This is a genomic window from Mycobacterium sp. (assembly GCF_035697385.1).
In the GTDB taxonomy this organism is placed as follows: domain Bacteria; phylum Actinomycetota; class Actinomycetes; order Mycobacteriales; family Mycobacteriaceae; genus Mycobacterium.
On the sequence record NZ_DASSCY010000299.1, the window covers coordinates 18,794 to 37,986 of the forward strand.

Here is a 19,193-nt window from a genome sequence, read left to right on the forward strand (position 1 = left end):
GCTATGCCGAAGCCGCTCATCGCGCCGTCGATCCTGGCCGCCGACTTCGCCAGGCTGGCCGACGAAGCCGCTGCCGTGACCGGCGCGGACTGGCTGCACGTCGACGTCATGGACAACCATTTCGTGCCCAACCTGACCCTCGGGCTGCCCGTCGTCGAGTCGTTGCTGAAGACCACCGACATCCCGATGGACTGCCATCTGATGATCGACGATCCAGACCGCTGGGCACCGCCGTACGCCGAGGCAGGCGCCTACAACGTCACTATCCACGCCGAGGCGACCGACAATCCCGTCGGCGTCGCGCGTGACATCCGCGCCGCTGGCGCCAAGGCGGGCCTTTCGGTCAAGCCTGGCACCCCGCTGGAGCCGTACCTGGAGATTCTTCGGGAGTTCGACACCCTGCTGATCATGTCGGTGGAACCGGGCTTCGGCGGGCAGAAGTTCATCCCGGAGGTGTTGCCGAAGGTTGGCATCGCGCGCAGGCTGGTCGATTCCGGAGAACTGACGATCGTGGTCGAGATCGACGGCGGCATCAACGAGGACACCATCGAAGAGGCGGCGCTGGCCGGGGTGGATTGCTTTGTCGCGGGCTCGGCGGTGTACAGCGCCGAGGATCCCAGCGCCGCGGTGGAGTCGTTGCGCAGGCAGGCCGCGGCGGCATCCAAGCATCTTCGCTTATGAACCTCGAGGCCGCGATGCGGTTGGCGGTCGAACAGTCCAATCGGGTCAAGGGCGCCACCTATCCCAATCCGCCTGTGGGAGCGGTCATCCTGGACCGCGACGGCGAGGTCGCAGGCGTCGGCGCCACCGAACCGCCCGGCGGCCCGCATGCGGAAGTGGTGGCATTGCGACGAGCGGGGGAGAAGGCCGTCGGCGGCACTGCCGTCGTGACGCTCGAGCCCTGCAATCACCATGGCCGCACCCCGCCGTGTGTGGATGCCCTTGTGGCATCACGGGTTTCGGCGGTGGCCTATGGCGTCGCCGACCCGAACCCGCAAGCCGCGGGCGGGGCGACTCGGCTCGCCGAGTTGGGGTTGGAGGTGGTCGCCGGCGTACTGACCGGCGAGGTCACCGGCGGCCCGCTACGTGAGTGGCTGCACAAGCAGCGCACCGGATTACCCCACGTGACATGGAAGTACGCCACCAGTGTCGACGGCCGCAGCGCCGCGGCCGACGGCAGCAGTCAATGGATCACCAGCGACGCCGCGAGGGCCGACGTGCACCGCCGACGCGCCGCTGCCGACGCGATCATCGTCGGCACCGGAACAGTTTTCGTCGACGACCCCGTACTCACCGCCCGGCGACCCGACGGCAGCCTCGCCGAGCGTCAGCCGCTTCGCGTCGTCGTCGGGGAACGCGAAATATCCTCTGAAGCAAGAGTTTTGAACGACGAATCGCGGACCATGGTGATCCGCACCCGCGACCCACATGAGGTGATCAAGGCACTCTCCGATCGCACCGATGTGCTGCTCGAGGGCGGGCCGACGCTGGCGGGAGCATTCCTGCGGGCGGGTGTGATCGACCGGATACTGGCCTACGTCGCGCCAATCCTGTTGGGCGGTCCGATCACTGCCGTCGACGACGTCGGTGTGCTGTCCATCGCCCATGCGCAGCGCTGGCGGTTCGACGGCATCGACCCGATCGGGCCGGATCTGCTGCTCAGCCTCATTCCGGCATAACCGGCAGTATCGCGGGCGGTGCCAGCGCGCCGACCTGATAGAGGACGTCGAGTTCGTCGCGCACTCCCCAGTGTTCGCACAGCCGGCCGTCACGGGACCGGAAGAAGTGGCCGGTCTTCATCGCGAACGGCTTTCCGGTGGCTTCGATGCCCTGCGGGGACACCGCGTTGACACCGTGCGCGGTGGCCCGGATCGCCACCGTGTCGCCGCAGGACACGACGTCGTGGATCTCGTAGCGGACCTGCAGCACGGTGGTGACGAAGGTCAGGATCGCGATGTAGCCGTCCGGTCCTGGTGGCAGCGGAACAGGGGAGCCGTGGTCGACGAAATCGTCGGTGACCAGGTCGCGGATCTTTTCCAGTCGACCCGTATTCATGGCATCGATTACTTGGGCGGCGAGCGCCTGCGCTGAGTTGTTCACGCCCCCTCGACGGGCGAGTGGCCCTCCGGGTTCAATCGGTGGGTTCTGCGACTGACAGCGGCCGGTGTTCGATGAGATCGCGCACCCCGCCGACGCCGAGCCGCTCGCGGAAGGTTCGCACGGTGTAGCCGACGACGGTCGCATCCGTGCGCGCCCGCACCGTCGCCGAGCGCGGCAGGTGGAACACCGGGCCGATCTCGCCGAAGTAGTCGCCGGGCGCGGCGACCCTCAGCAATTCCTCGCCGCCGCTGGCCAATTCGCGCATGATCTCGAGCTCGCCCTCGGAGACAACATAGATCAGATCACCCATCGTGCCCTGTTCGAACAACACCTCGCCGGCTTCCAACTCGATGGTGTCGGGCGGTCGTTCGGTCGATGCGAAGTCCGGCACGAGCTCGACGACGCGATCGGCCAACGGCAGAATCCGGCTGTCGTGGGTCGCGACGACCACCATCCGGTCGCCGGAGGCGAGTTCGCGGATCAGCCGCAGCACTTCCTCGACCTGAATGAAGTCCAGGTGCGCGGTGGGTTCGTCGGCCAGCACCAGCGGCGGATCGAGTGCGATCGCCCTTGCGACCGCCACGCGCTGTTGCTGCCCGCCGCTCAGGTCACCTGGCCGGTGGGTCATCCGTTCCTCCAAGCCGACCCGCGCCAGCAACTGTCCCGCCCGTTTGTGAGCCGCGCGGCGCGACATGCCCGTCGCGGTCAACGGCACCATCACGTTCTCGATCGCAGTGAGGCTCGGCACGAGATTGAAAGCCTGGAAAACGATGCCGACCGTTTCGCGGCGGTATGTCGACAGTCCGCGGGCGTCGAGCGAAGTGACGTCGACGTCACCGAATTTGATTGCGCCTGCGGTCGGTCGGAGGATCCCGCCGAGGCAGGACAGCAGCGTCGTCTTACCGCACCCGCTGGGGCCCAGCAGGATCACCAGCGAGCCGGCGGCCACATCGAGGTTGAGGCCGTCGATCGGGCGGACGGTGTCTGCGCCACTCGCGTACTCGACCACCAGGTCCTGAATGCTGAGATCGCCCATGGCTCAAGGACCCCCGAATGCCAGGGCGGGGTCGACGGACACCGCGCGATGCAATCCGCTCGCGCTGGCGATCAAGCCGATCACGACAGCGATTGCCGGCAACGCGACGAAGGCCTGCACCGGCACGATCACCTGCATCGGGAACAGCGGACCGAGCAGCATCGAGAGCCCGGCGCCGACGAGTGCGGCAAGCAGTGCCACCACGACGGCCTGCATCGCGAGCCCGGCGGCGATGTTGCGGGTCGGAACGCCAATCGCCTTGAACACCGCGAAGTCTCGCAGCCGCTCCAGCGCTGACAGATAGATCACCGACCCGACGACCAACGCCGCCACCACCCAGAGCAGGATCGCCACGATCGTGATCGAGTTGACTGCGACCTTCAGCGGCCGCAGCAGATCCTCGATCGCGCCGGCTCTGTCGATAACCCGATAGCCGTCGGGTATCTGGTCGAGCGAGCCCCGCACACCGATCGACGCGGCCAGTGGCTCACCGCCGTACACGAGCTGCTGTGCGCCCGCGGTGGTGAGAAAGACGTTGGGCAGGTTGGCCAGTGCGGTGGAGTTCTCGACGATGCCGACGATGCGCAGTCTGCGGGAAGCGATCTCGATGTCATCGCCTATCCCGCGTCCGAGCGTGCTGGATACCGCGACTTCGTCGGGGGTCGACGGTGCCCGGCCTTCGGTGACAGCGGGCATTCCCGGTCCGCGCTCGGGCGCACCGAACAAGTCGGCATTGCGTGTCGCGTCGCCGAGAGTGACCGTGCCACCGGCATACACAAGGGGAGCCGCGGCGACCACGCCCGGCGTCGCGGCGATACGTCGCAGGTCCACGGGCGCGAACGGGGTCGCTCCGACGAACGGACCGGATGCGCCGGCCTTGACCAGGAAGACGTCCACGCCAAGCGAATCGACGGTGCGCTCGGCCTCCACCCGAAACCCGTTCGCCAGCCCGGTGAGTACGAGCGTCATCGCGAAGATTATGGCGGTGGAGAGGACCGCGATGACGAAGCGCCGCTTGCGCCACTGCATATCGCGCAGTGCGGCAAAGAGCATGCCTGCGACGTTACCGGGACGAGTTTGACTACGACGGGTCTTTGGCGAACGCGCCTATCAGGGTGTTGCAGAAGGCGGGCAGATCGTCGGGCTTGCGGCTGGACACCAAAGTGTTTGGGCCGCGCGAGCATTCGACAACCTCGTCATCGACCCAATTGGCGCCGGCGTTGACGAGGTCGGTCTTCACGCTCGGCCACGAGGTCATCATCCTGCCGCGAACGACGTCGGCCTCGATGAGCGTCCACGGCCCGTGGCAGATCACCGCGACGGGTTTGCCCGCGTCGAAGAAGCCTTTTGTAAATGAGACGGCCGCCGAGTTGGTCCGCAGAAAGTCCGGGTTGGCCACGCCGCCCGGCAGTACCAGACCGGCATAGTCGGACGCTGAGACGCTGTCGGCGGATTTATCCGCTTCGAAGGTGTCGGCCGGGGTCAGGTGGTTGAACGCCTGGATCTTGCCGACTTCGGTGGACACCAGTTCGGGTGCGCCGCCGGCCTGTTCGATGGCCTTCCACGGCTCGGTGACTTCGACTTGCTCGACGCCTTCGGGTGCGACGAGGAACGCAATTTTCTTGCCGTCCAGTGTCGTTGCCATGAATTTCTTCCCCTTTGCGTTGTTACCTTTCGCACGCTTACCCCGCGCGGCGGGCAGCTAATCGGGGCGATTACACCGGTACACTCGTACCAGGAATCGCGCTTTCACCGACGAGTTGCGCGCTGGTGAGCACGAACAAAGGACTGACGAGCATGACTGCGTTGCAGGATTGGCTCCCCATTCGCCCCATGGATCCGAAGAGCCTGAAGGCCTTCATTCGCGACGCGATCCGGGGCCTTGTCGGCGATGAGCCGGCAACGGTCGCCGAGCCCCCGCTGATTCGCCGCGGCCTCGAGCGCTGCTGAGGTGCGCTACCGGGGCCGGTGACGGCCCCTGCTGATCGCCTGCGTCGGCGCATCAAAGGTCTGCGTCGGCGCGTCGATCATCTGCGTTGGTGCATCGTCGGCATCCGTCGGAGCTACCGGCACCGGCTCGTCGGCGTGCTCGTGCCTGCCACTGATCAGCAGCCCAAGCAGGCCACCGACCACACAGACGATCGCGGTGATCCCGAAGATCTCGCCGTACTGCATCGTGTAGGCCTCGATGGTTGCCTGCGTCAAGCGTGCGCCCTGCGCGACCAGGATCCCACCGGGGGAGTCGGCCGTTGGCGCGGGTAACGCGGCCAGCCGCTCCTGCAAGTACTGGTTGAACCGATATAGACCCCAGGCACTCAGCGCTGCGATGCCGACCAGCATGCCGATCATCCTGGCGACCACCACCGCGGCCGATGCGATCCCGTGCTGAGCGGCGGGAACCACGCGCAGCGAAGCCGACGTCAACGGCCCGATCACCAGGCCCAAGCCGAGGCCCGCGATCGCGAGGTCGGTGTCCAGCATCGGCAGGCTGATGATGCCCAGATCGTGCTTGGCCGCGAGGAGGTCGACGGGCCACATGGAGATCAGCCAGTAGCCGCCCGCGGCGATCAGCATGCCGACGAACGTCACGATGCGGTCGCCGATCTTGGTGGCCAGCCAGCCGCCGATAAGCGCGCCGATGGGCAGTGCGATCAGGAAGCGCAGCAGCAGGAAGGCGGCCTGGTTCTGGTCCTGGCCCAGCACGCCCTGGCCGAAGAGTTCGACGTTGACCAGCGTCACCATCAGGGCTGCGCCGGCGCAGAGCGACGCGCCAAGCGCCGCGAGGAACGGTCGGAAGTGCACGCCAGCGGGTTCGAGCAGCCGCGTCTTGGCGATCTTCTCCCAGATGAAGAACGCCACCGCTGCGACGAGGGCGCCGATCAGCACCGGCAGCCCCCAGCTGGGCAGCACCTGCTTGCCGTCCGGTTCCGGGTTGTAGAGACCCACCACGGCCAGGCCCAGCGCGATGGCCAGCAGCACACCGCCCACTACGTCGACCTTTTCCGGATGATCGGTCTTGACCTTCGAAGGCAGGCTGAAATGGACCATCACCATGGCGATCACCGCTAGGGGGACGTTGACCCAGAACACGGCCTGCCAGTGGTTGAACAGCCAGACCAGCAGGATGCCGTACATCGGGCCCAGAACGCTGCCCAGTTCCTGGGCGGCGCCGACGCCGCCGAGTACGGCCGCCCTGTTGCGCGCCGCCCACAGGTCGGCGGCCAGCGCCAGCGTGACCGGCAGCAGCGCGCCGCTGGCAGTGCCCTGCACGATGCGCCCGATGACCAAGGTGGTGAGGTCGCCGGACAGTGCGGTGATCACCGACCCGACAGCGAACCCGGCCAGGCTGACCTGTAACAGCAGCTTGCGGCCGAACCGGTCAGAGGCACGGCCAAGTAGCGGCATGGCCGCGATATAGCCGAGCAGGTACCCGGTGATGATGGGTGTGACCTGCTGGATCTTGTTGATCGGGATGTCGACGTCGCGCATGATGTCGACCATGATCGTGACGACGACATAGGTGTCGAGCGCGCCGAGCACCACCGCGAGGCTGCCGGCGCTGATCGCGATTCTGCGGCTGGTCGCCGCTCGCTCGGTGGCCTGGGGAGCCGCCATCAGACTGCGGGCTTGGTGACGGTCACCGGCTTACCCCAGTCGGTCGTCGTCATGGTGATGCTGTTGCCGGGGCTCGGGTCGAGCTTGGCCTGCACCAGCTCGTGATTGCCGTCCTCGCGGATCCAGGCCGTGCCGGGAACGGGCCCGGTGGCGCCGATCTGCGGGGCGATCTTGTTCACAGCGTCTGCGCTGACGTTGCCGGTAATGCGAACCGCCTCGACGCCGTTGATGGTCTCCCGGCCATCGGCCTTCGGATCGGAGAAGTTGGCGAGCACGTTGGCGAGCCCGGTGTCGGGGTTCAGGATGGCCGAGACGTCGTAGATGTCGGCGGCGGGCCCGAAGTCCTGATAGGCAGTACCGGCCGTCAGCGTCGCGAACAGGTTGCCCTCGGCCACCACGAAACTGATGCCGTCGAGCTTCTGGCCGAGGAACAGGAGGTTGGCCTTGCCCTGCGCGGCGACCGCAGGCGCGTTGGTCAGGTCACCCTCGAGGGTCTCGATAGGCAGTTCCTTGATCTCGCCCTCGACCGTCAGCTTCAGGTGCACACTCGTCTGGCTCTTGGTGGTCTCGCTTGACTGCTGAAGCAGCGTGGCGGCGTCGGGCAGATCCTTGCCCGAGTCCTCGGACGAGCTGGAGCACCCAGCGATGAGTGCAACAGCGGCGAAAAGGGCGGCGAAGATCGCAATTAGGCGCGAATGCATGTCTGCATCGTAGAGGTGCTAGCGCGTGGACGGGTTCGGTGCACTCGGGGTAGAAGTGGAATCGTGGCTTCTGAGCTGGACTTTCGGAGCGTGACCGTCGACACAGGCGACGGGGCCGCGCTGGTGGGCGCGATGATCGAAGAAATGCGTGAGCTGTACGACGGGCTCGACCTCAATGCGCCCGGAATGCCTTCGGCTGGTGCGGCCGACCTTGGTCCGCCCGGCGGGATATTCCTGGTCGGCTATCGCGATGGGGAGCCCGTTTGTGGTGGTGGCGTCAAGCGGTTGCCGGACGGTGCGTGCGAAATCAAGCGCATGTACGTGGTGCCAGCGGTGCGCGGGCAAGGCGTGGCGCGAGCGCTTCTGCGGGCCTTGGAGGATGCCGCGCGTGGGCTCGGTTACGACATCGCGCGCCTGGACACCGGACCGCGGCAGCCGCACGCTCGCAGCTTCTACGAGTCCGAGGGGTATGTGCCGATACCGAACTTCAACGGCAACCCCGCGGCGACGTTCTTCGGCGAGAAGCGACTGTCTCGATAGTCTGGCGGCGTGTTCACCGGAATCGTCGAAGAACTGGGCGAAGTTGTCGGCAAGGAAGACCTCGGCGATTTCGCGCGATTCGTGATCCGCGGACCAGTCGTCACCGCCGATGCGGGTCACGGCGACTCCATTGCGGTGAACGGCGTGTGCCTCACCGTGGTTGACGTGCTGCCCGACGGGTCGTTCAGCGCCGACGTCATGGGCGAAACGCTAAATCGCTCGAGCCTGCGCGGCGTCGGCGTGGGCAGTCACGTCAACCTGGAACGCGCCGCGGCGGTCAACAGCCGGCTGGGCGGACACATCGTCCAGGGGCACGTCGACGGCACCGGACATGTGATTGCGCGCACATCCTCGGAGCACTGGGAGGTGGTGCGGATCGCCCTGCCAACGGCGCTGTCCCGATACGTCGTCGAAAAGGGCTCGATCACCGTCGATGGGGTGTCGTTGACGATCTCCGGCCTAGGTCACGACTGGTTTGAGGTGTCGTTGATACCGACGACGCTGGACCTCACCACCCTGGGCCGCGCCGTGGTCGGCACGCACGTCAACCTCGAGGTCGACATCATCGCGAAGTATGTCGAACGCCTCATGGATAAAGCCGACGACTAACCAGGCAATAAATCCCTGCCCGCGGGTGGTTCATACTGGGGTGATGACGAGGCTGGACTCGGTGGAGCGGGCGGTCGCGGATATCGCCGCGGGAAAGGCCGTTGTCGTCATCGACGACGAGGACCGCGAGAACGAGGGCGATCTGATTTTCGCCGCCGAGAAGGCCACCCCGGAACTCGTCGCGTTCATGGTCCGCTACACCTCCGGCTATCTGTGTGTGCCGCTGGACGGAGCCATCTGCGACAAGCTGGGGCTGCTGCCGATGTACGCGGTCAACCAGGACAAGCACGGCACCGCCTACACGGTCACTGTCGATGCGAGAAACGGTGTGGGCACCGGCATTTCGGCATCTGACCGTGCCACGACAATGCGGCTGCTTGCCGACCCGGCGAGCGTCGTCGACGACTTCACCAAACCCGGGCACGTGGTGCCGCTTCGCGCCAAGGACGGCGGGGTGCTGCGCCGCCCGGGGCACACCGAAGCCGCCGTCGACCTGGCCCGGCTGGCCGGCCTTCAGCCGGCGGGCACGATCTGCGAGATCGTCAGCCAGAAGGACGAAGGCGCGATGGCGCAGACCGATGAGCTGCGGGTTTTCGCCGACGACCACGATCTGGCCCTGATCTCCATCGCCGATCTCATCGAGTGGCGGCGCAAGCACGAAAAGCACATCGAACGCATCGCGGAGGCCCGGATCCCGACTCGCCACGGGGAGTTCCGGGCCGTCGGGTACACGAGCATCTACGACGACGTCGAACACGTCGCGCTGGTGCGCGGTGACATCGCCGGACCCCACGGCGACGGGCACGACGTACTGGTTCGCGTGCACTCCGAGTGCCTCACCGGTGACGTGTTCGGTTCCCGCCGCTGCGACTGCGGACCCCAGCTGGACGCTGCGATGGCGATGGTGGCCCGCGAAGGCCGCGGCATCGTGTTGTACATGCGCGGCCACGAGGGCCGCGGCATCGGCCTGATGCACAAGCTGCAGGCCTATCAGCTGCAAGACGCCGGCGACGACACCGTCGACGCCAACCTCAAGCTGGGCCTGCCCGCAGACGCCCGTGACTACGGCATCGGCGCACAGATCCTCGTCGACCTCGGCGTGCGCTCGATGCGGTTGCTCACCAACAACCCCGCCAAGCGGGTCGGTCTGGATGGCTACGGGTTGCACATCATCGAACGCGTACCGCTGCCGGTGCGCGCCAACGCGGAGAACATCCGCTATCTGATGACGAAGCGCGACCGGATGGGCCACGACCTGACCGGGCTGGACGATTACGACGAAGCAGTGCCAGGCGAATTCGGCGGTGCCTTATGAGTAGTTGCGGCGAGGCCGTGAATTGAGCGGAGGCGCAGGGGTTCCCGATCTTCCACAACTTGATGCGTCGGAGCTGACGCTGGCGATTGTGGCGAGCACCTGGCACCCCAAGATCTGCGACGCGCTGCTCGACGGCGCGCGCAAGGTGGCGGCCGACGCAGGCATCGACAACCCGACCGTCGTGCGCGTACTCGGCGCGATCGAAATCCCGGTCGTCGCACAGGCATTGGCCGCTACTCACGACGCCGTCGTCGCGTTGGGCGTGGTGATCCGCGGCGAGACACCGCACTTCGACTACGTGTGCGATGCGGTGACTCAAGGGCTGACGAGGGTTTCGCTGGATGCCTCGACGCCGGTGGCCAACGGCGTGCTCACCACCAATAACGAGCAGCAGGCGCTCGACCGGGCGGGGCTGCCGGACTCGGCCGAGGACAAGGGCGCGCAGGCGGCCGCGGCGGCGCTGTCCACCGCGCTGACGCTTCGCGACCTGCGGTCATGAGTGATTGGGATCTGGAGGTGCGCCCACACCTCACGCCCTACTTCGCCTACGGCGCAGCGGCGCTGATCCTGGCCGCTCATATCACCGTCGGTGCGCTGCTGAAGATCGCGTCGACCGGTGTGATCTTCCAGACGGCCGACCAGGTGGCGATCGCGTTGCTCGGTGTCGTCATCGCCTGCGCCGTGCTGATGTTCGCCCGGCCGCGGTTGCGCGTCGGAGCGTCTGGTGTAGCGGTGCGAAATCTCCTCGGGGACAAGCTGATTCCATGGTCAGACGTTGTCGATGTGTCCTTCCCGCGCGGGGCCCGCTGGGCCAGGGTGGACCTGCCTGACGACGAGTACGTCCCGGTGATGGCGATCCAGGCCGTTGACAAGAACCGGGCCGTCGACGCGATGGACAGCGTGCGCGGCCTGCTGGAGCGCTACCGGCCCGACATCAACTCACGCTGAGCGACATCGCCACTTCGCCTTTAGGACTGGCGGTTTCGGCTGCCGCGATGGCGAATCCGAGGCTTTCATAGACACTGCGGGCCACCGTGTTGTCGCGGGCCACCCGGAGCGTGACGGTGCGGGCCCGGCGGTCACGGGCCCAATCGACCGCCGCGGAGACCAGCGGCCGGGCCAGGCCGTTGCCGCGCGCCGCAGGGTCCAGCCACAGCGAGTACAGGTACACGGTGTCGGTGTTCTCCAGCTGTGCGCCGATCAAGCCGACCGGGCGGCTGCCGATCAGTGCCGCGAACTGGGCGTGGTCGCGCAACCTGCGCCGCCACTGTGCGGCGGTGAACGCGGCTTCCTGCCGGTACTGCGGATCGTTCTCACCGAGCGACTCGGTAAGTGCCCTCAGCCGAACGCCCGCGAACACTCGCCAGTCCGATTCGGTCAGCCGGGCTACTTGCGCGGTCACCGACGTCACCCGGTGTCTCCCATGACCAGTCCCTCGCGGCGCGGGTCCGCGCCACCGATCCAGCCCGGGTTGTCCCGGCTGATCGCCGACAGTCCGCTCGACTGGTCGGCCAGGTCGACCTGGTGGCCGAGCTGACGCAGGCCCTGCACCAGCGGGTCATGGTCGCCGTTGTCGGAGGTGTCGATGACGGGATGCTCGCCGCCGACGTTGGTCTTCGGCGAGTTCGCGGCACCGAAATCGACCGCAGATACCGCCTGCTGCGGATCGAGTTCCCAATCAAGCATTCCCACAACGGTTTTCACCACAAACTGGATGATCACCGAGCCGCCGGGGGAGCCGAGCACCGCATACAGCTGACCGCGTTCGGGGCCTGGCTTGTCGAACACCAGCGTCGGCGCCATCGTGCTGCGCGGCCGCTTTCCCGGCTGTATCCGGTTGGGCACCGGCATCGCATCCGGGCCGGTGGGTTCGGCGGCGAAGTCGGTGAGCTGGTTGTTGAGGATGAACCCGTCCACCATGTGATACGACCCGAACGCCGATTCCACGGTGGTGGTCAGTGAGGCTGCATTGCCCTGCGCGTCGATGACGCTGATCTGGCTGGTGCCGTGCTCGGGGGTCGGCGGCGCAGGCGTTGTCGGCAGGCCGAACTCGCCAGGTTTCGCGGTGCCCATGCTGCGCTGCTCGGATATCAGTGCGGCCCGGCCAGCCAGGTAGTCACTGTTCAGCAGGGTGTTGGGGGAGCCACCGGGCAGCGGCACGAAATCGGTGTCGGCGACGTACTTGTCGCGGTCGGCGTATGCCAGCCGTTCGGCCTCGGAGATGAGGTGGACGCCCATCACGGCTGGCCGGCCGCCGTTGAGGTCGACGTCGGTCGGTTTGTGGTCACTCATCGCGAAATGCTCGAGCATGCCAAGCGTCGCGGCCACGGCGATGCCTCCGGAGGACGGCGGCGGCATGCCGCAGATTTCGCGACCGCGGTAAGGCGTGCACAGCGGTTCGCGCTGCTTGGCTGTGTAGCCGGACAGGTCCGCCAGCGTCATCATGCTCGGGGTGCGGCCACCGGACGTATCGGCGGCCGCGGCGACGATATTGCGGGCGATGTCACCGGTGTAGAACGACTGCGGGTCAGTTGCGATGACGCCCAACGTCTTTGAGTAGGCAGGGTTGGTCAGCCGGGTGCCGGCTGTCTTCGGGCTGCCGTCGGGGTTGAGGAAGTACTCGGCGGCCTGCGGATCGGCTTTCAGTTGCGGCGCGGCATCGGCGATGGCCGCCGCCAGTCGCGGGCTGATGTCGAACCCGCTGTCGGCCATCGTGACGGCCGGGTTGAACAGGTCACGCCAGGCTGTCTCGCCGTGCTCGGCATGTGCGTCTTGCAGGAGCCGCAGGATGCCGGGCACGCCGATGGAACGGCCGGATGCGCGGGCGTCGGGTTTGGGCTCGGTGCGGTCGGTGTCTGAGATCCACCGCAGGTAGTTCTCCGTGGCCGCGGCGGGAGCGACCTCGCGTCCGTCGTAGGCCTGCACGCGGCCGCCCGCGGCGTCGTAGTACAGCAGGAAGCCGCCGCCGCCGATGCCGGACGAATGTGGCTCGGTCAGGCCGAGCACCGCCTGCGCGGTGACCAGCGCGTCGGCGGCCGTTCCACCGTCGCGCAGCACTTCGCAGGCCGCTTGGGTGGCCAGCGGGTTGGCGGTCGCCACCGCGTATTGGGCGGTACGCGCGGCCGTCATGTCTTTGCGATAGCCCGTGCCGGGGGCCGCCGGCGTCTTTGGAGCCGGTGTGCCGTTGGCGACGACCTCGCAGGGCCCCGCCTCGGCGGGCGGTGAGCTCTCCTCCGCGGCGCATCCGGCCAGTACCAATACGACCCCGGCCAGCGGGGCCGCCACCTTCTGAAGCGACCAGAACCGCATCCCTCGACGGTAGTTCATCGGCCCCGTCCTACGGCGGCAGTAACCTGAATCCGTGCCCGATCCAGCGACGTACCGGCCTGCCCCGGGGTCGATTCCCGTCCAACCGGGCGTCTACCGGTTCCGGGATCCGCACGGCCGCGTCATCTACGTCGGCAAAGCGAAGAGTTTGCGCAGCCGGCTGACGTCGTACTTCGCCGATATCTCCGGACTGGCTCCGCGCACCCGGCAGATGGTGATGACCGCGGGCAGCGTCGAGTGGACGGTGGTGAACACCGAAGTCGAGGCGTTGCAGCTGGAATACAACTGGATCAAGGAGTTCGACCCGCGGTTCAACATCCGCTACCGCGACGACAAGTCGTATCCGGTATTGGCCGTGACGCTCAACGAGGAGTATCCGCGGCTGATGGTCTATCGCGGCGCGCGGCGCAAGGGCGTCCGGTATTTCGGCCCGTACTCGCATGCCTGGGCCATTCGCGAGACACTCGATCTGCTTACTCGGGTCTTTCCGGCACGTACATGTTCGGCGGGAGTGTTCAAGCGGCACAAGCAAATTGATCGGCCGTGCTTGCTCGGCTACATCGACAAGTGCTCGGCGCCGTGTATCGGCCGCGTCTCCGCGTCCGAACACCGCCAGATTGTGCTCGACTTCTGCGACTTCCTCGCGGGCAAGACCGACCGGCTGGCCCGCGATATGGAACAGCAGATGAACGAGGCCGCCGAGCAACTCGATTTCGAGCGGGCGGCCCGGCTGCGGGACAACATCTCGGCGCTGAAGCGGGCGCTGGAAAAGCAGGCGGTGGTGTTCGGCGACGGCACAGACGCCGACGTGGTGGCATTCGCCGAGGACGAATTGGAGGCCGCCGTCCAGGTGTTCCACGTCCGCGGTGGCCGGGTGCGAGGCCAGCGCGGGTGGATCGTCGAAAAATCCGGCGAGCCAGGAGAATCGAGTCAAGGGCAACTCGTCGAGCAGTTCCTCACACAGTTCTACGGCGACCAGGCTGAACTGAACGGTGCCGCCGACGAGACAACGAATCCCGTGCCTCGTCAGGTGCTTGTCCCGTGCCTGCCTGACAACTCCGGTGAGTTGGCCACCTGGTTGTCTGGACTGCGTGGATCCCAAGTGTCATTGCGGGTGCCGCGGCGCGGAGACAAGCGGGCGCTTGCTGAAACCGTGAAGCGCAACGCCCAAGATGCCCTGGCACAACACAAGCTCAAGAGAGCTGGCGACTTCACGGCGAGATCAGCTGCGCTGCAAAGTATTCAAGATTCCCTCGGTCTGGCCGAGGCGCCATTGCGCATCGAGTGCGTCGACATCAGCCATGTGCAGGGCACCGATGTGGTGGCGTCACTGGTGGTGTTCGAGGATGGGTTGCCGCGCAAGTCGGATTACCGCCACTACGCGATCAGGGAGGCCGCCGGGGAGGGTCGCTCCGATGACGTGGCGTCGATCGCCGAGGTGACGCGGCGGCGGTTCTACCGCCACTTGCACGACACTCAGCACCCGACCGAGCTTGCCCCAGAAGGAAAGTCGCGTAAGTTCGCCTACCCGCCGAACCTGTTCGTGGTCGACGGCGGCGCCCCCCAGGTCAATGCGGCGCAGGCAGCACTCGACGAGCTCGGCGTTTATGACGTCGCGGTGATCGGACTGGCCAAGCGCCTCGAGGAGGTGTGGGTACCCTCGGAGCCGGACCCCGTCATCATGCCCCGCAACAGCGAAGGGCTTTATCTGCTGCAGCGGGTGCGTGACGAGGCGCACCGGTTTGCGATCGCCTACCACCGCAGCAAGCGATCCAAGCGGATGACGGCGTCGGCCCTGGACTCCGTGCGGGGGCTCGGCGAGCACCGTCGCAAGGCGCTGGTCACGCATTTCGGATCGGTTGCCAGGTTGAAGGAGGCCAGCGTCGAGGAGATCACCGCGGTACCCGGCATCGGCGTCTCGACGGCGAAGGCGGTGCTGGATGCGCTTGGCGTCCCACCCGATTCCGAAGCGCCCGAGCCCGTAATCGGCAATGATCAGAGCAGGGCATCGGGATGACAGAGCATATGCATGAGGGACTGCGCGAGAGCGCCGGCGATGAAGATGCGGCTGAATCGGGTATCGATGTCGTCCTGGTTACCGGGCTCTCCGGTGCGGGCAGGGGCACGGCAGCGAAGGTGCTGGAGGATCTCGGCTGGTATGTCGCCGACAACCTGCCGCCCGAACTGATCGCCCGGATGGTCGAGCTGGGACTGGCCGCGGGCTCACGCATCACGCAGCTGGCGGTGGTGATGGATGTGCGGTCGCGCGGTTTCACCGGCGATCTGGACTGGGTGCGAAGCGATCTGGCCACCCGCAACATCACGCCGCGGGTGCTGTTCCTGGAGGCTTCCGACGACATCCTGGTGCGCCGCTACGAGCAGAACCGTCGCAGTCACCCGTTGCAGGGCAATCAGACTCTGGCAGAAGGCATTGCTGCCGAGCGGGCGATGCTCGCGCCCGTGCGCGCCGCAGCGGACCTGGTGATCGACACGTCGACGCTGTCGGTGCCCGCGCTGCGCGAGAGCATCGAACGTGCCTTCGGAGGTGAGGCGGTCGCGCACACCAATGTCACGGTGGAGTCCTTCGGGTACAAATATGGATTGCCTATGGATGCCGACACCGTGATGGATGTGCGCTTCCTGCCCAACCCTCATTGGGTGGACGAGTTGCGACCACACACCGGTCAGCATCCGGCGGTGCGCGATTACGTGCTTGGTCAGCCGGGAGCCGTGGAGTTCCTGGACACCTACCATCAACTGCTGGACGTCGTCATCCAGGGATACCGCCGGGAAGGAAAGCGCTACATGACCGTTGCCATCGGCTGCACCGGCGGCAAACATCGCAGCGTCGCGATGGCCGAGGCGCTGGCGGCGCGTCTGCAGGGCGGTGACGAGCTCACGGTGCGAGTGTTGCATCGGGATTTGGGCCGCGAATGAGTGCGCGGATCGTCGCGCTCGGCGGCGGGCACGGGCTCTACGCAACATTGTCGGCGGCACGCCGGCTCACCCCACACGTCACGGCGGTTGTCACCGTCGCCGACGACGGCGGGTCCTCGGGGCGGCTGCGCAGCGAACTTGACGTCGTGCCGCCTGGTGATTTGCGAATGGCGTTGGCGGCGTTGGCATCTGACAGTCCGCACGGACGGCTGTGGGCCACCATCATCCAGCACCGGTTCGGCGGCAGCGGCGCGCTCGCCGGCCATCCGATAGGGAATCTGATGCTGGCCGGCCTCAACGAGGTGCTGGCCGATCCAGTGGCGGCGCTCGATGAACTGGGGCGCATCCTCGACCTCAAGGGCCGGGTGTTGCCGATGTGCCCGATCGCGCTGGGGATCGAGGCGGACGTGGCCGGCCTGGAGTCCGACCCACGGATGAGCCGGGTGATCCGTGGCCAGGTCGCGATCGCCACGACAGTGGGCAAGGTGCGGCGGGTCCGGCTGCTGCCAGGCGATCCGCCTGCCACCCGGCAGGCGGTGGACGCCATCATGGCCGCCGACCTTGTCGTGCTGGGGCCGGGATCGTGGTTCACAAGTGTGATCCCTCACGTCCTGGTGCCCGAACTCGCCGCGGCGCTGCAGGCCACTGCGGCCCGCCGAGCATTGGTGCTGAACCTCGTGGCGGAGCCGGGGGAGACAGCGGGATTCTCCGTCGAGCGGCATATCCACGTGCTCTCCCAGCACGCCCCGGATTTCACCGTGCACGACATCATCGTCGACGCGACCCGGGTGCCCAGCGAGCGCGAGCGAGAGCAGTTGCGTCGCACCGCGAACATCCTCGACGCCAGAGTTGAGTTTGCTGACGTGTCCAGACCTGGTACACCTTTACATGACCCGGCGAGGTTGGCCGCGGCTCTTGAGGGCGTACGCATACGTGGGATGGCTCCCACGCCGAGTATTGAGCCGACCGTGCCCACGCCGGCAGTGAACGGACCGAGAGGTGACGACCCGTGGCGATGACAGCCGAGGTCAAGGACGAGCTCAGCCGATTGGTAGTCAATTCGGTGAATGCTCGCCGCGCCGAGGTGTCGTCATTGCTGCGCTTCGCCGGAGGCCTGCACATCGTGGCAGGACGGGTCGTCGTCGAGGCCGAGGTCGACTTGGGGATCATCGCGCGCCGTCTCCGTAAGGACATCTACGACCTGTACGGCTACAACGCCGTCGTGCACGTGCTGTCGGCGAGCGGCATCCGAAAGAGCACGCGATACGTGGTCCGGGTGGCGCAGGACGGCGAGGCACTGGCCCGCCAGACGGGCCTGCTCGATCTGCGAGGCCGGCCGGTACGGGGCCTGCCTGCACAGGTCGTCGGAGGCAGCGTGGCCGACGCCGAAGCCGCTTGGCGCGGAGCATTTTTGGCGCACGGATCGCTCACCGAGCCGGGCCGCTCGTCAGCGCTGGAGGTCAGTTGCCCAGGCCCTGAAGCAGCGCTGGCGCTCGTGGGCGCGGCGCGGCGCCTCGGGGTCAGCGCCAAAGCCCGCGAGGTGCGGGGCAGCGACCGTGTCGTGGTGCGCGACGGCGAAGCCATCGGTGCATTGCTGACGCGGATGGGCGCCCAGGACACCAGGCTGACGTGGGAAGAGCGCCGGATGCGCCGCGAGGTGCGCGCGACGGCCAACCGGTTGGCGAATTTCGACGACGCCAACCTGCGGCGGTCGGCGCGGGCCGCGGTGGCCGCGGCCGCCCGCGTGGAGCGGGCGCTCGAGATCCTCGGCGACACGGTTCCCGATCACCTGGCCGCGGCGGGCAAGCTGCGCGTCGAGCATCGTCAGGCATCACTGGAGGAGCTTGGCCGGATCGCCGATCCGCCGATGACGAAAGACGCTGTGGCAGGCCGTATTCGGCGGCTATTGTCGATGGCCGACCGCAAGGCCAAACAAGACGGTATTCCCGACACCGAGTCGGCCGTCACGCCGGATCTTCTCGAAGACGCCTAGGGGCTTTCAGGCCGCTCGAAGTTGGTCTCGCCGACTTCTGCACCATGGCTGTGATCCTTGCGGCGCAACGACCCTGCTGCAGATCTCGGCGTTACAGGTGCGGCAGAGCCCGCTAGCGGCGATTTGGTCAGCGATCCCTTCCGCGTGTCGGCGTCGGTTGGGTCGAGCGCCCTCATGTGCGTCCCGAGCATCTCGCCGAGCTTCTCAGGCAGAGCGAACCGACCGGCGAAGCCTTCACCGCAGGTCGATGGTTCTTCCACGTCAATTACGGTGATCGCATGGAGACGCTCACGGTCGGCGCGGCGTTCCCGGACCCGCCGTTCAACGGCATGCCCGACGACGGCGGCCTGGACATCGACCTGATGACAGAGATCGCCAACGCCCTCGGCGCCCAAGTCGAGTTCATCGCCTACGAAGGCGCCGACTTCAACGGAATTTTCGATGCGCTGCGCTCGGGCGCCTTCGACTGCGTCGCCGCCGGCACGACCGTGACACCCGAACGCGAGCGCAAGGCCGCATTCGTCCCGCCCTACGTCATCTCCGGCCAATCGTTGGCGGTCGACACCAACCGGCTGCCTCACATCCGGTCCGTCGACGACCTCGACGGTTTGACCATCGGCGTGCAGCGCGGCAACACCAGTCAGCCGATCGCCGAAAGGCTTGTCGCCGAAGGAAAAGCGGCCCGCGTCCGTGTCTACGACTACGGCGCGATCCGCTCGGCCATGACCGACCTGACCACCGGAGTGTGCGACGCGTTCATGAAGCTGGCGCCAGTGCTGACCGAGTTGGTCAAGCCGATGCCGGGAGTCGAGGTCGTACAGATCGGCATCTCGGTCGAGAACATCGCGATCGCGGTCGCGCCGGCGGACCAGGTGCTGCTTGGACGGTTGACCGTCGCGCAGGCCGAGCTGGAAGACGACGGGACGCTGCAGCGGATCCGCCGAAAATGGCTGGGTAATCCCTACGCGGATCAGAACCTCGCAGTCCACTAGGCTGGCGCGCGAGCACTTCATCCGCGAC

At 66.9% G+C, this 19,193-nt stretch carries 22 protein-coding genes; 13 read left to right on the top strand and 9 right to left on the bottom strand.

Translation table 11 applies throughout. From position 1 onward, the window contains the following. Window positions 1-3: 3 nt before the first annotated feature. Window positions 4-681 carry a ribulose-phosphate 3-epimerase gene (rpe, locus tag VFH65_RS25410; RefSeq protein WP_353325322.1) on the top strand — a complete coding sequence of 226 codons (678 nt, stop codon included), beginning with the start codon at window positions 4-6 and terminating at the stop codon, window positions 679-681. Then, entirely contained in the window at window positions 678-1,679 is a 1,002-nt protein-coding gene (ribD, locus tag VFH65_RS25415) for a bifunctional diaminohydroxyphosphoribosylaminopyrimidine deaminase/5-amino-6-(5-phosphoribosylamino)uracil reductase RibD (protein WP_353325324.1), read from the top strand. The genes rpe and ribD overlap by 4 nt, the downstream gene beginning before the upstream one ends. Here the strand turns inward: ribD and VFH65_RS25420 are convergent. The 4 genes from VFH65_RS25420 to VFH65_RS25435 are packed head-to-tail and all read right to left on the bottom strand — an operon-like array spanning window position 1,666 to window position 4,781. Continuing rightward, window positions 1,666-2,100 (bottom strand): ester cyclase, encoded by a 435-nt coding sequence (locus VFH65_RS25420; RefSeq protein ID WP_353325325.1) that lies wholly within the window; start codon window positions 2,098-2,100, stop codon window positions 1,666-1,668. The genes ribD and VFH65_RS25420 overlap by 14 nt on opposite strands. A gap of 31 nt (window positions 2,101-2,131) precedes the next feature. Beyond that, window positions 2,132-3,136 carry an ATP-binding cassette domain-containing protein gene (locus VFH65_RS25425; protein WP_353325327.1) on the bottom strand — a complete coding sequence of 335 codons (1,005 nt, stop codon included), beginning with the start codon at window positions 3,134-3,136 and terminating at the stop codon, window positions 2,132-2,134. A gap of 3 nt (window positions 3,137-3,139) precedes the next feature. After that, window positions 3,140-4,189, bottom strand: coding sequence for an ABC transporter permease (locus VFH65_RS25430; RefSeq protein WP_353325329.1), 1,050 nt, complete (start codon window positions 4,187-4,189; stop codon window positions 3,140-3,142). 28 nt (window positions 4,190-4,217) lie between these two features. Beyond that, window positions 4,218-4,781, bottom strand: coding sequence for a type 1 glutamine amidotransferase domain-containing protein (locus tag VFH65_RS25435; protein ID WP_353325331.1), 564 nt, complete (start codon window positions 4,779-4,781; stop codon window positions 4,218-4,220). A 152-nt stretch (window positions 4,782-4,933) separates the two neighbouring features. Here VFH65_RS25435 and VFH65_RS25440 point away from each other — a divergent pair, with 152 nt between their 5' ends. Then, entirely contained in the window at window positions 4,934-5,086 is a 153-nt protein-coding gene (locus VFH65_RS25440; RefSeq protein ID WP_353325333.1) for a hypothetical protein, read from the top strand. Between the two features lie 6 nt (window positions 5,087-5,092). Here VFH65_RS25440 and VFH65_RS25445 read toward each other — a convergent pair whose 3' ends face one another. Then, complete coding sequence (locus VFH65_RS25445) at window positions 5,093-6,751, bottom strand: MFS transporter (RefSeq protein WP_353325335.1); 1,659 nt, start codon at window positions 6,749-6,751, stop codon at window positions 5,093-5,095. Further along, window positions 6,751-7,452, bottom strand: coding sequence for an LppX_LprAFG lipoprotein (locus tag VFH65_RS25450; protein ID WP_353325336.1), 702 nt, complete (start codon window positions 7,450-7,452; stop codon window positions 6,751-6,753). Before VFH65_RS25450 ends, VFH65_RS25445 begins: the two co-directional genes overlap by 1 nt. 90 nt (window positions 7,453-7,542) lie before the next feature. Here VFH65_RS25450 and VFH65_RS25455 point away from each other — a divergent pair, with 90 nt between their 5' ends. Genes VFH65_RS25455 through VFH65_RS25475 form a run of 5 tightly spaced genes read left to right on the top strand, consistent with a single transcriptional unit; the run spans window position 7,543 to window position 10,864 of the window. Continuing rightward, entirely contained in the window at window positions 7,543-7,992 is a 450-nt protein-coding gene (locus VFH65_RS25455; RefSeq protein ID WP_353325338.1) for a GNAT family N-acetyltransferase, read from the top strand. A gap of 9 nt (window positions 7,993-8,001) precedes the next feature. Beyond that, window positions 8,002-8,601 carry a riboflavin synthase gene (locus VFH65_RS25460; RefSeq protein WP_353325339.1) on the top strand — a complete coding sequence of 200 codons (600 nt, stop codon included), beginning with the start codon at window positions 8,002-8,004 and terminating at the stop codon, window positions 8,599-8,601. Window positions 8,602-8,644: 43 nt separating this feature from the next. Then, entirely contained in the window at window positions 8,645-9,916 is a 1,272-nt protein-coding gene (locus tag VFH65_RS25465) for a bifunctional 3,4-dihydroxy-2-butanone-4-phosphate synthase/GTP cyclohydrolase II (protein WP_353325341.1), read from the top strand. A gap of 22 nt (window positions 9,917-9,938) precedes the next feature. After that, on the top strand, window positions 9,939-10,415 hold the full coding sequence (gene ribH, locus VFH65_RS25470) for a 6,7-dimethyl-8-ribityllumazine synthase (protein WP_353325343.1): 477 nt from the start codon (window positions 9,939-9,941) through the stop codon (window positions 10,413-10,415). Beyond that, window positions 10,412-10,864 (top strand): PH domain-containing protein, encoded by a 453-nt coding sequence (locus VFH65_RS25475; RefSeq protein WP_353325344.1) that lies wholly within the window; start codon window positions 10,412-10,414, stop codon window positions 10,862-10,864. The genes ribH and VFH65_RS25475 overlap by 4 nt, the downstream gene beginning before the upstream one ends. On the opposite strand, the gene VFH65_RS25480 is transcribed toward VFH65_RS25475, so the two are convergent. Both VFH65_RS25480 and VFH65_RS25485 read right to left on the bottom strand, forming a co-directional pair. Continuing rightward, the gene (locus tag VFH65_RS25480) at window positions 10,851-11,318 is read right to left on the bottom strand and encodes a GNAT family N-acetyltransferase (RefSeq protein ID WP_353325346.1); all 468 of its coding nucleotides are present in this window, start codon (window positions 11,316-11,318) and stop codon (window positions 10,851-10,853) included. The genes VFH65_RS25475 and VFH65_RS25480 overlap by 14 nt on opposite strands. 5 nt (window positions 11,319-11,323) lie before the next feature. Beyond that, a complete protein-coding gene (locus VFH65_RS25485) occupies window positions 11,324-13,225 on the bottom strand; it encodes a gamma-glutamyltransferase family protein (protein ID WP_353325348.1) in 1,902 nt (633 codons plus the stop codon). A gap of 52 nt (window positions 13,226-13,277) precedes the next feature. Between VFH65_RS25485 and uvrC the strand changes: the two genes are divergently transcribed. Genes uvrC through whiA form a run of 4 tightly spaced genes read left to right on the top strand, consistent with a single transcriptional unit; the run spans window position 13,278 to window position 18,173 of the window. Then, entirely contained in the window at window positions 13,278-15,260 is a 1,983-nt protein-coding gene (gene uvrC / locus VFH65_RS25490) for an excinuclease ABC subunit UvrC (RefSeq protein WP_353325350.1), read from the top strand. Further along, complete coding sequence (rapZ, locus tag VFH65_RS25495; protein WP_414688504.1) at window positions 15,257-16,180, top strand: RNase adapter RapZ; 924 nt, start codon at window positions 15,257-15,259, stop codon at window positions 16,178-16,180. The genes uvrC and rapZ overlap by 4 nt, the downstream gene beginning before the upstream one ends. Continuing rightward, on the top strand, window positions 16,177-17,199 hold the full coding sequence (yvcK, locus tag VFH65_RS25500; protein WP_353325352.1) for a uridine diphosphate-N-acetylglucosamine-binding protein YvcK: 1,023 nt from the start codon (window positions 16,177-16,179) through the stop codon (window positions 17,197-17,199). The genes rapZ and yvcK overlap by 4 nt, the downstream gene beginning before the upstream one ends. Next, on the top strand, window positions 17,196-18,173 hold the full coding sequence (gene whiA, locus VFH65_RS25505; RefSeq protein ID WP_353325382.1) for a DNA-binding protein WhiA: 978 nt from the start codon (window positions 17,196-17,198) through the stop codon (window positions 18,171-18,173). The genes yvcK and whiA overlap by 4 nt, the downstream gene beginning before the upstream one ends. Here whiA and VFH65_RS25510 read toward each other — a convergent pair. After that, complete coding sequence (locus VFH65_RS25510; protein ID WP_353325354.1) at window positions 18,170-18,433, bottom strand: hypothetical protein; 264 nt, start codon at window positions 18,431-18,433, stop codon at window positions 18,170-18,172. The two genes, whiA and VFH65_RS25510, sit on opposite strands and share 4 nt — an antisense overlap. Before the next feature lie 18 nt (window positions 18,434-18,451). Between VFH65_RS25510 and VFH65_RS25515 the strand changes: the two genes are divergently transcribed. Beyond that, entirely contained in the window at window positions 18,452-19,165 is a 714-nt protein-coding gene (locus VFH65_RS25515; RefSeq protein WP_353325356.1) for an ABC transporter substrate-binding protein, read from the top strand. Window positions 19,166-19,193 lie beyond the last annotated feature (28 nt).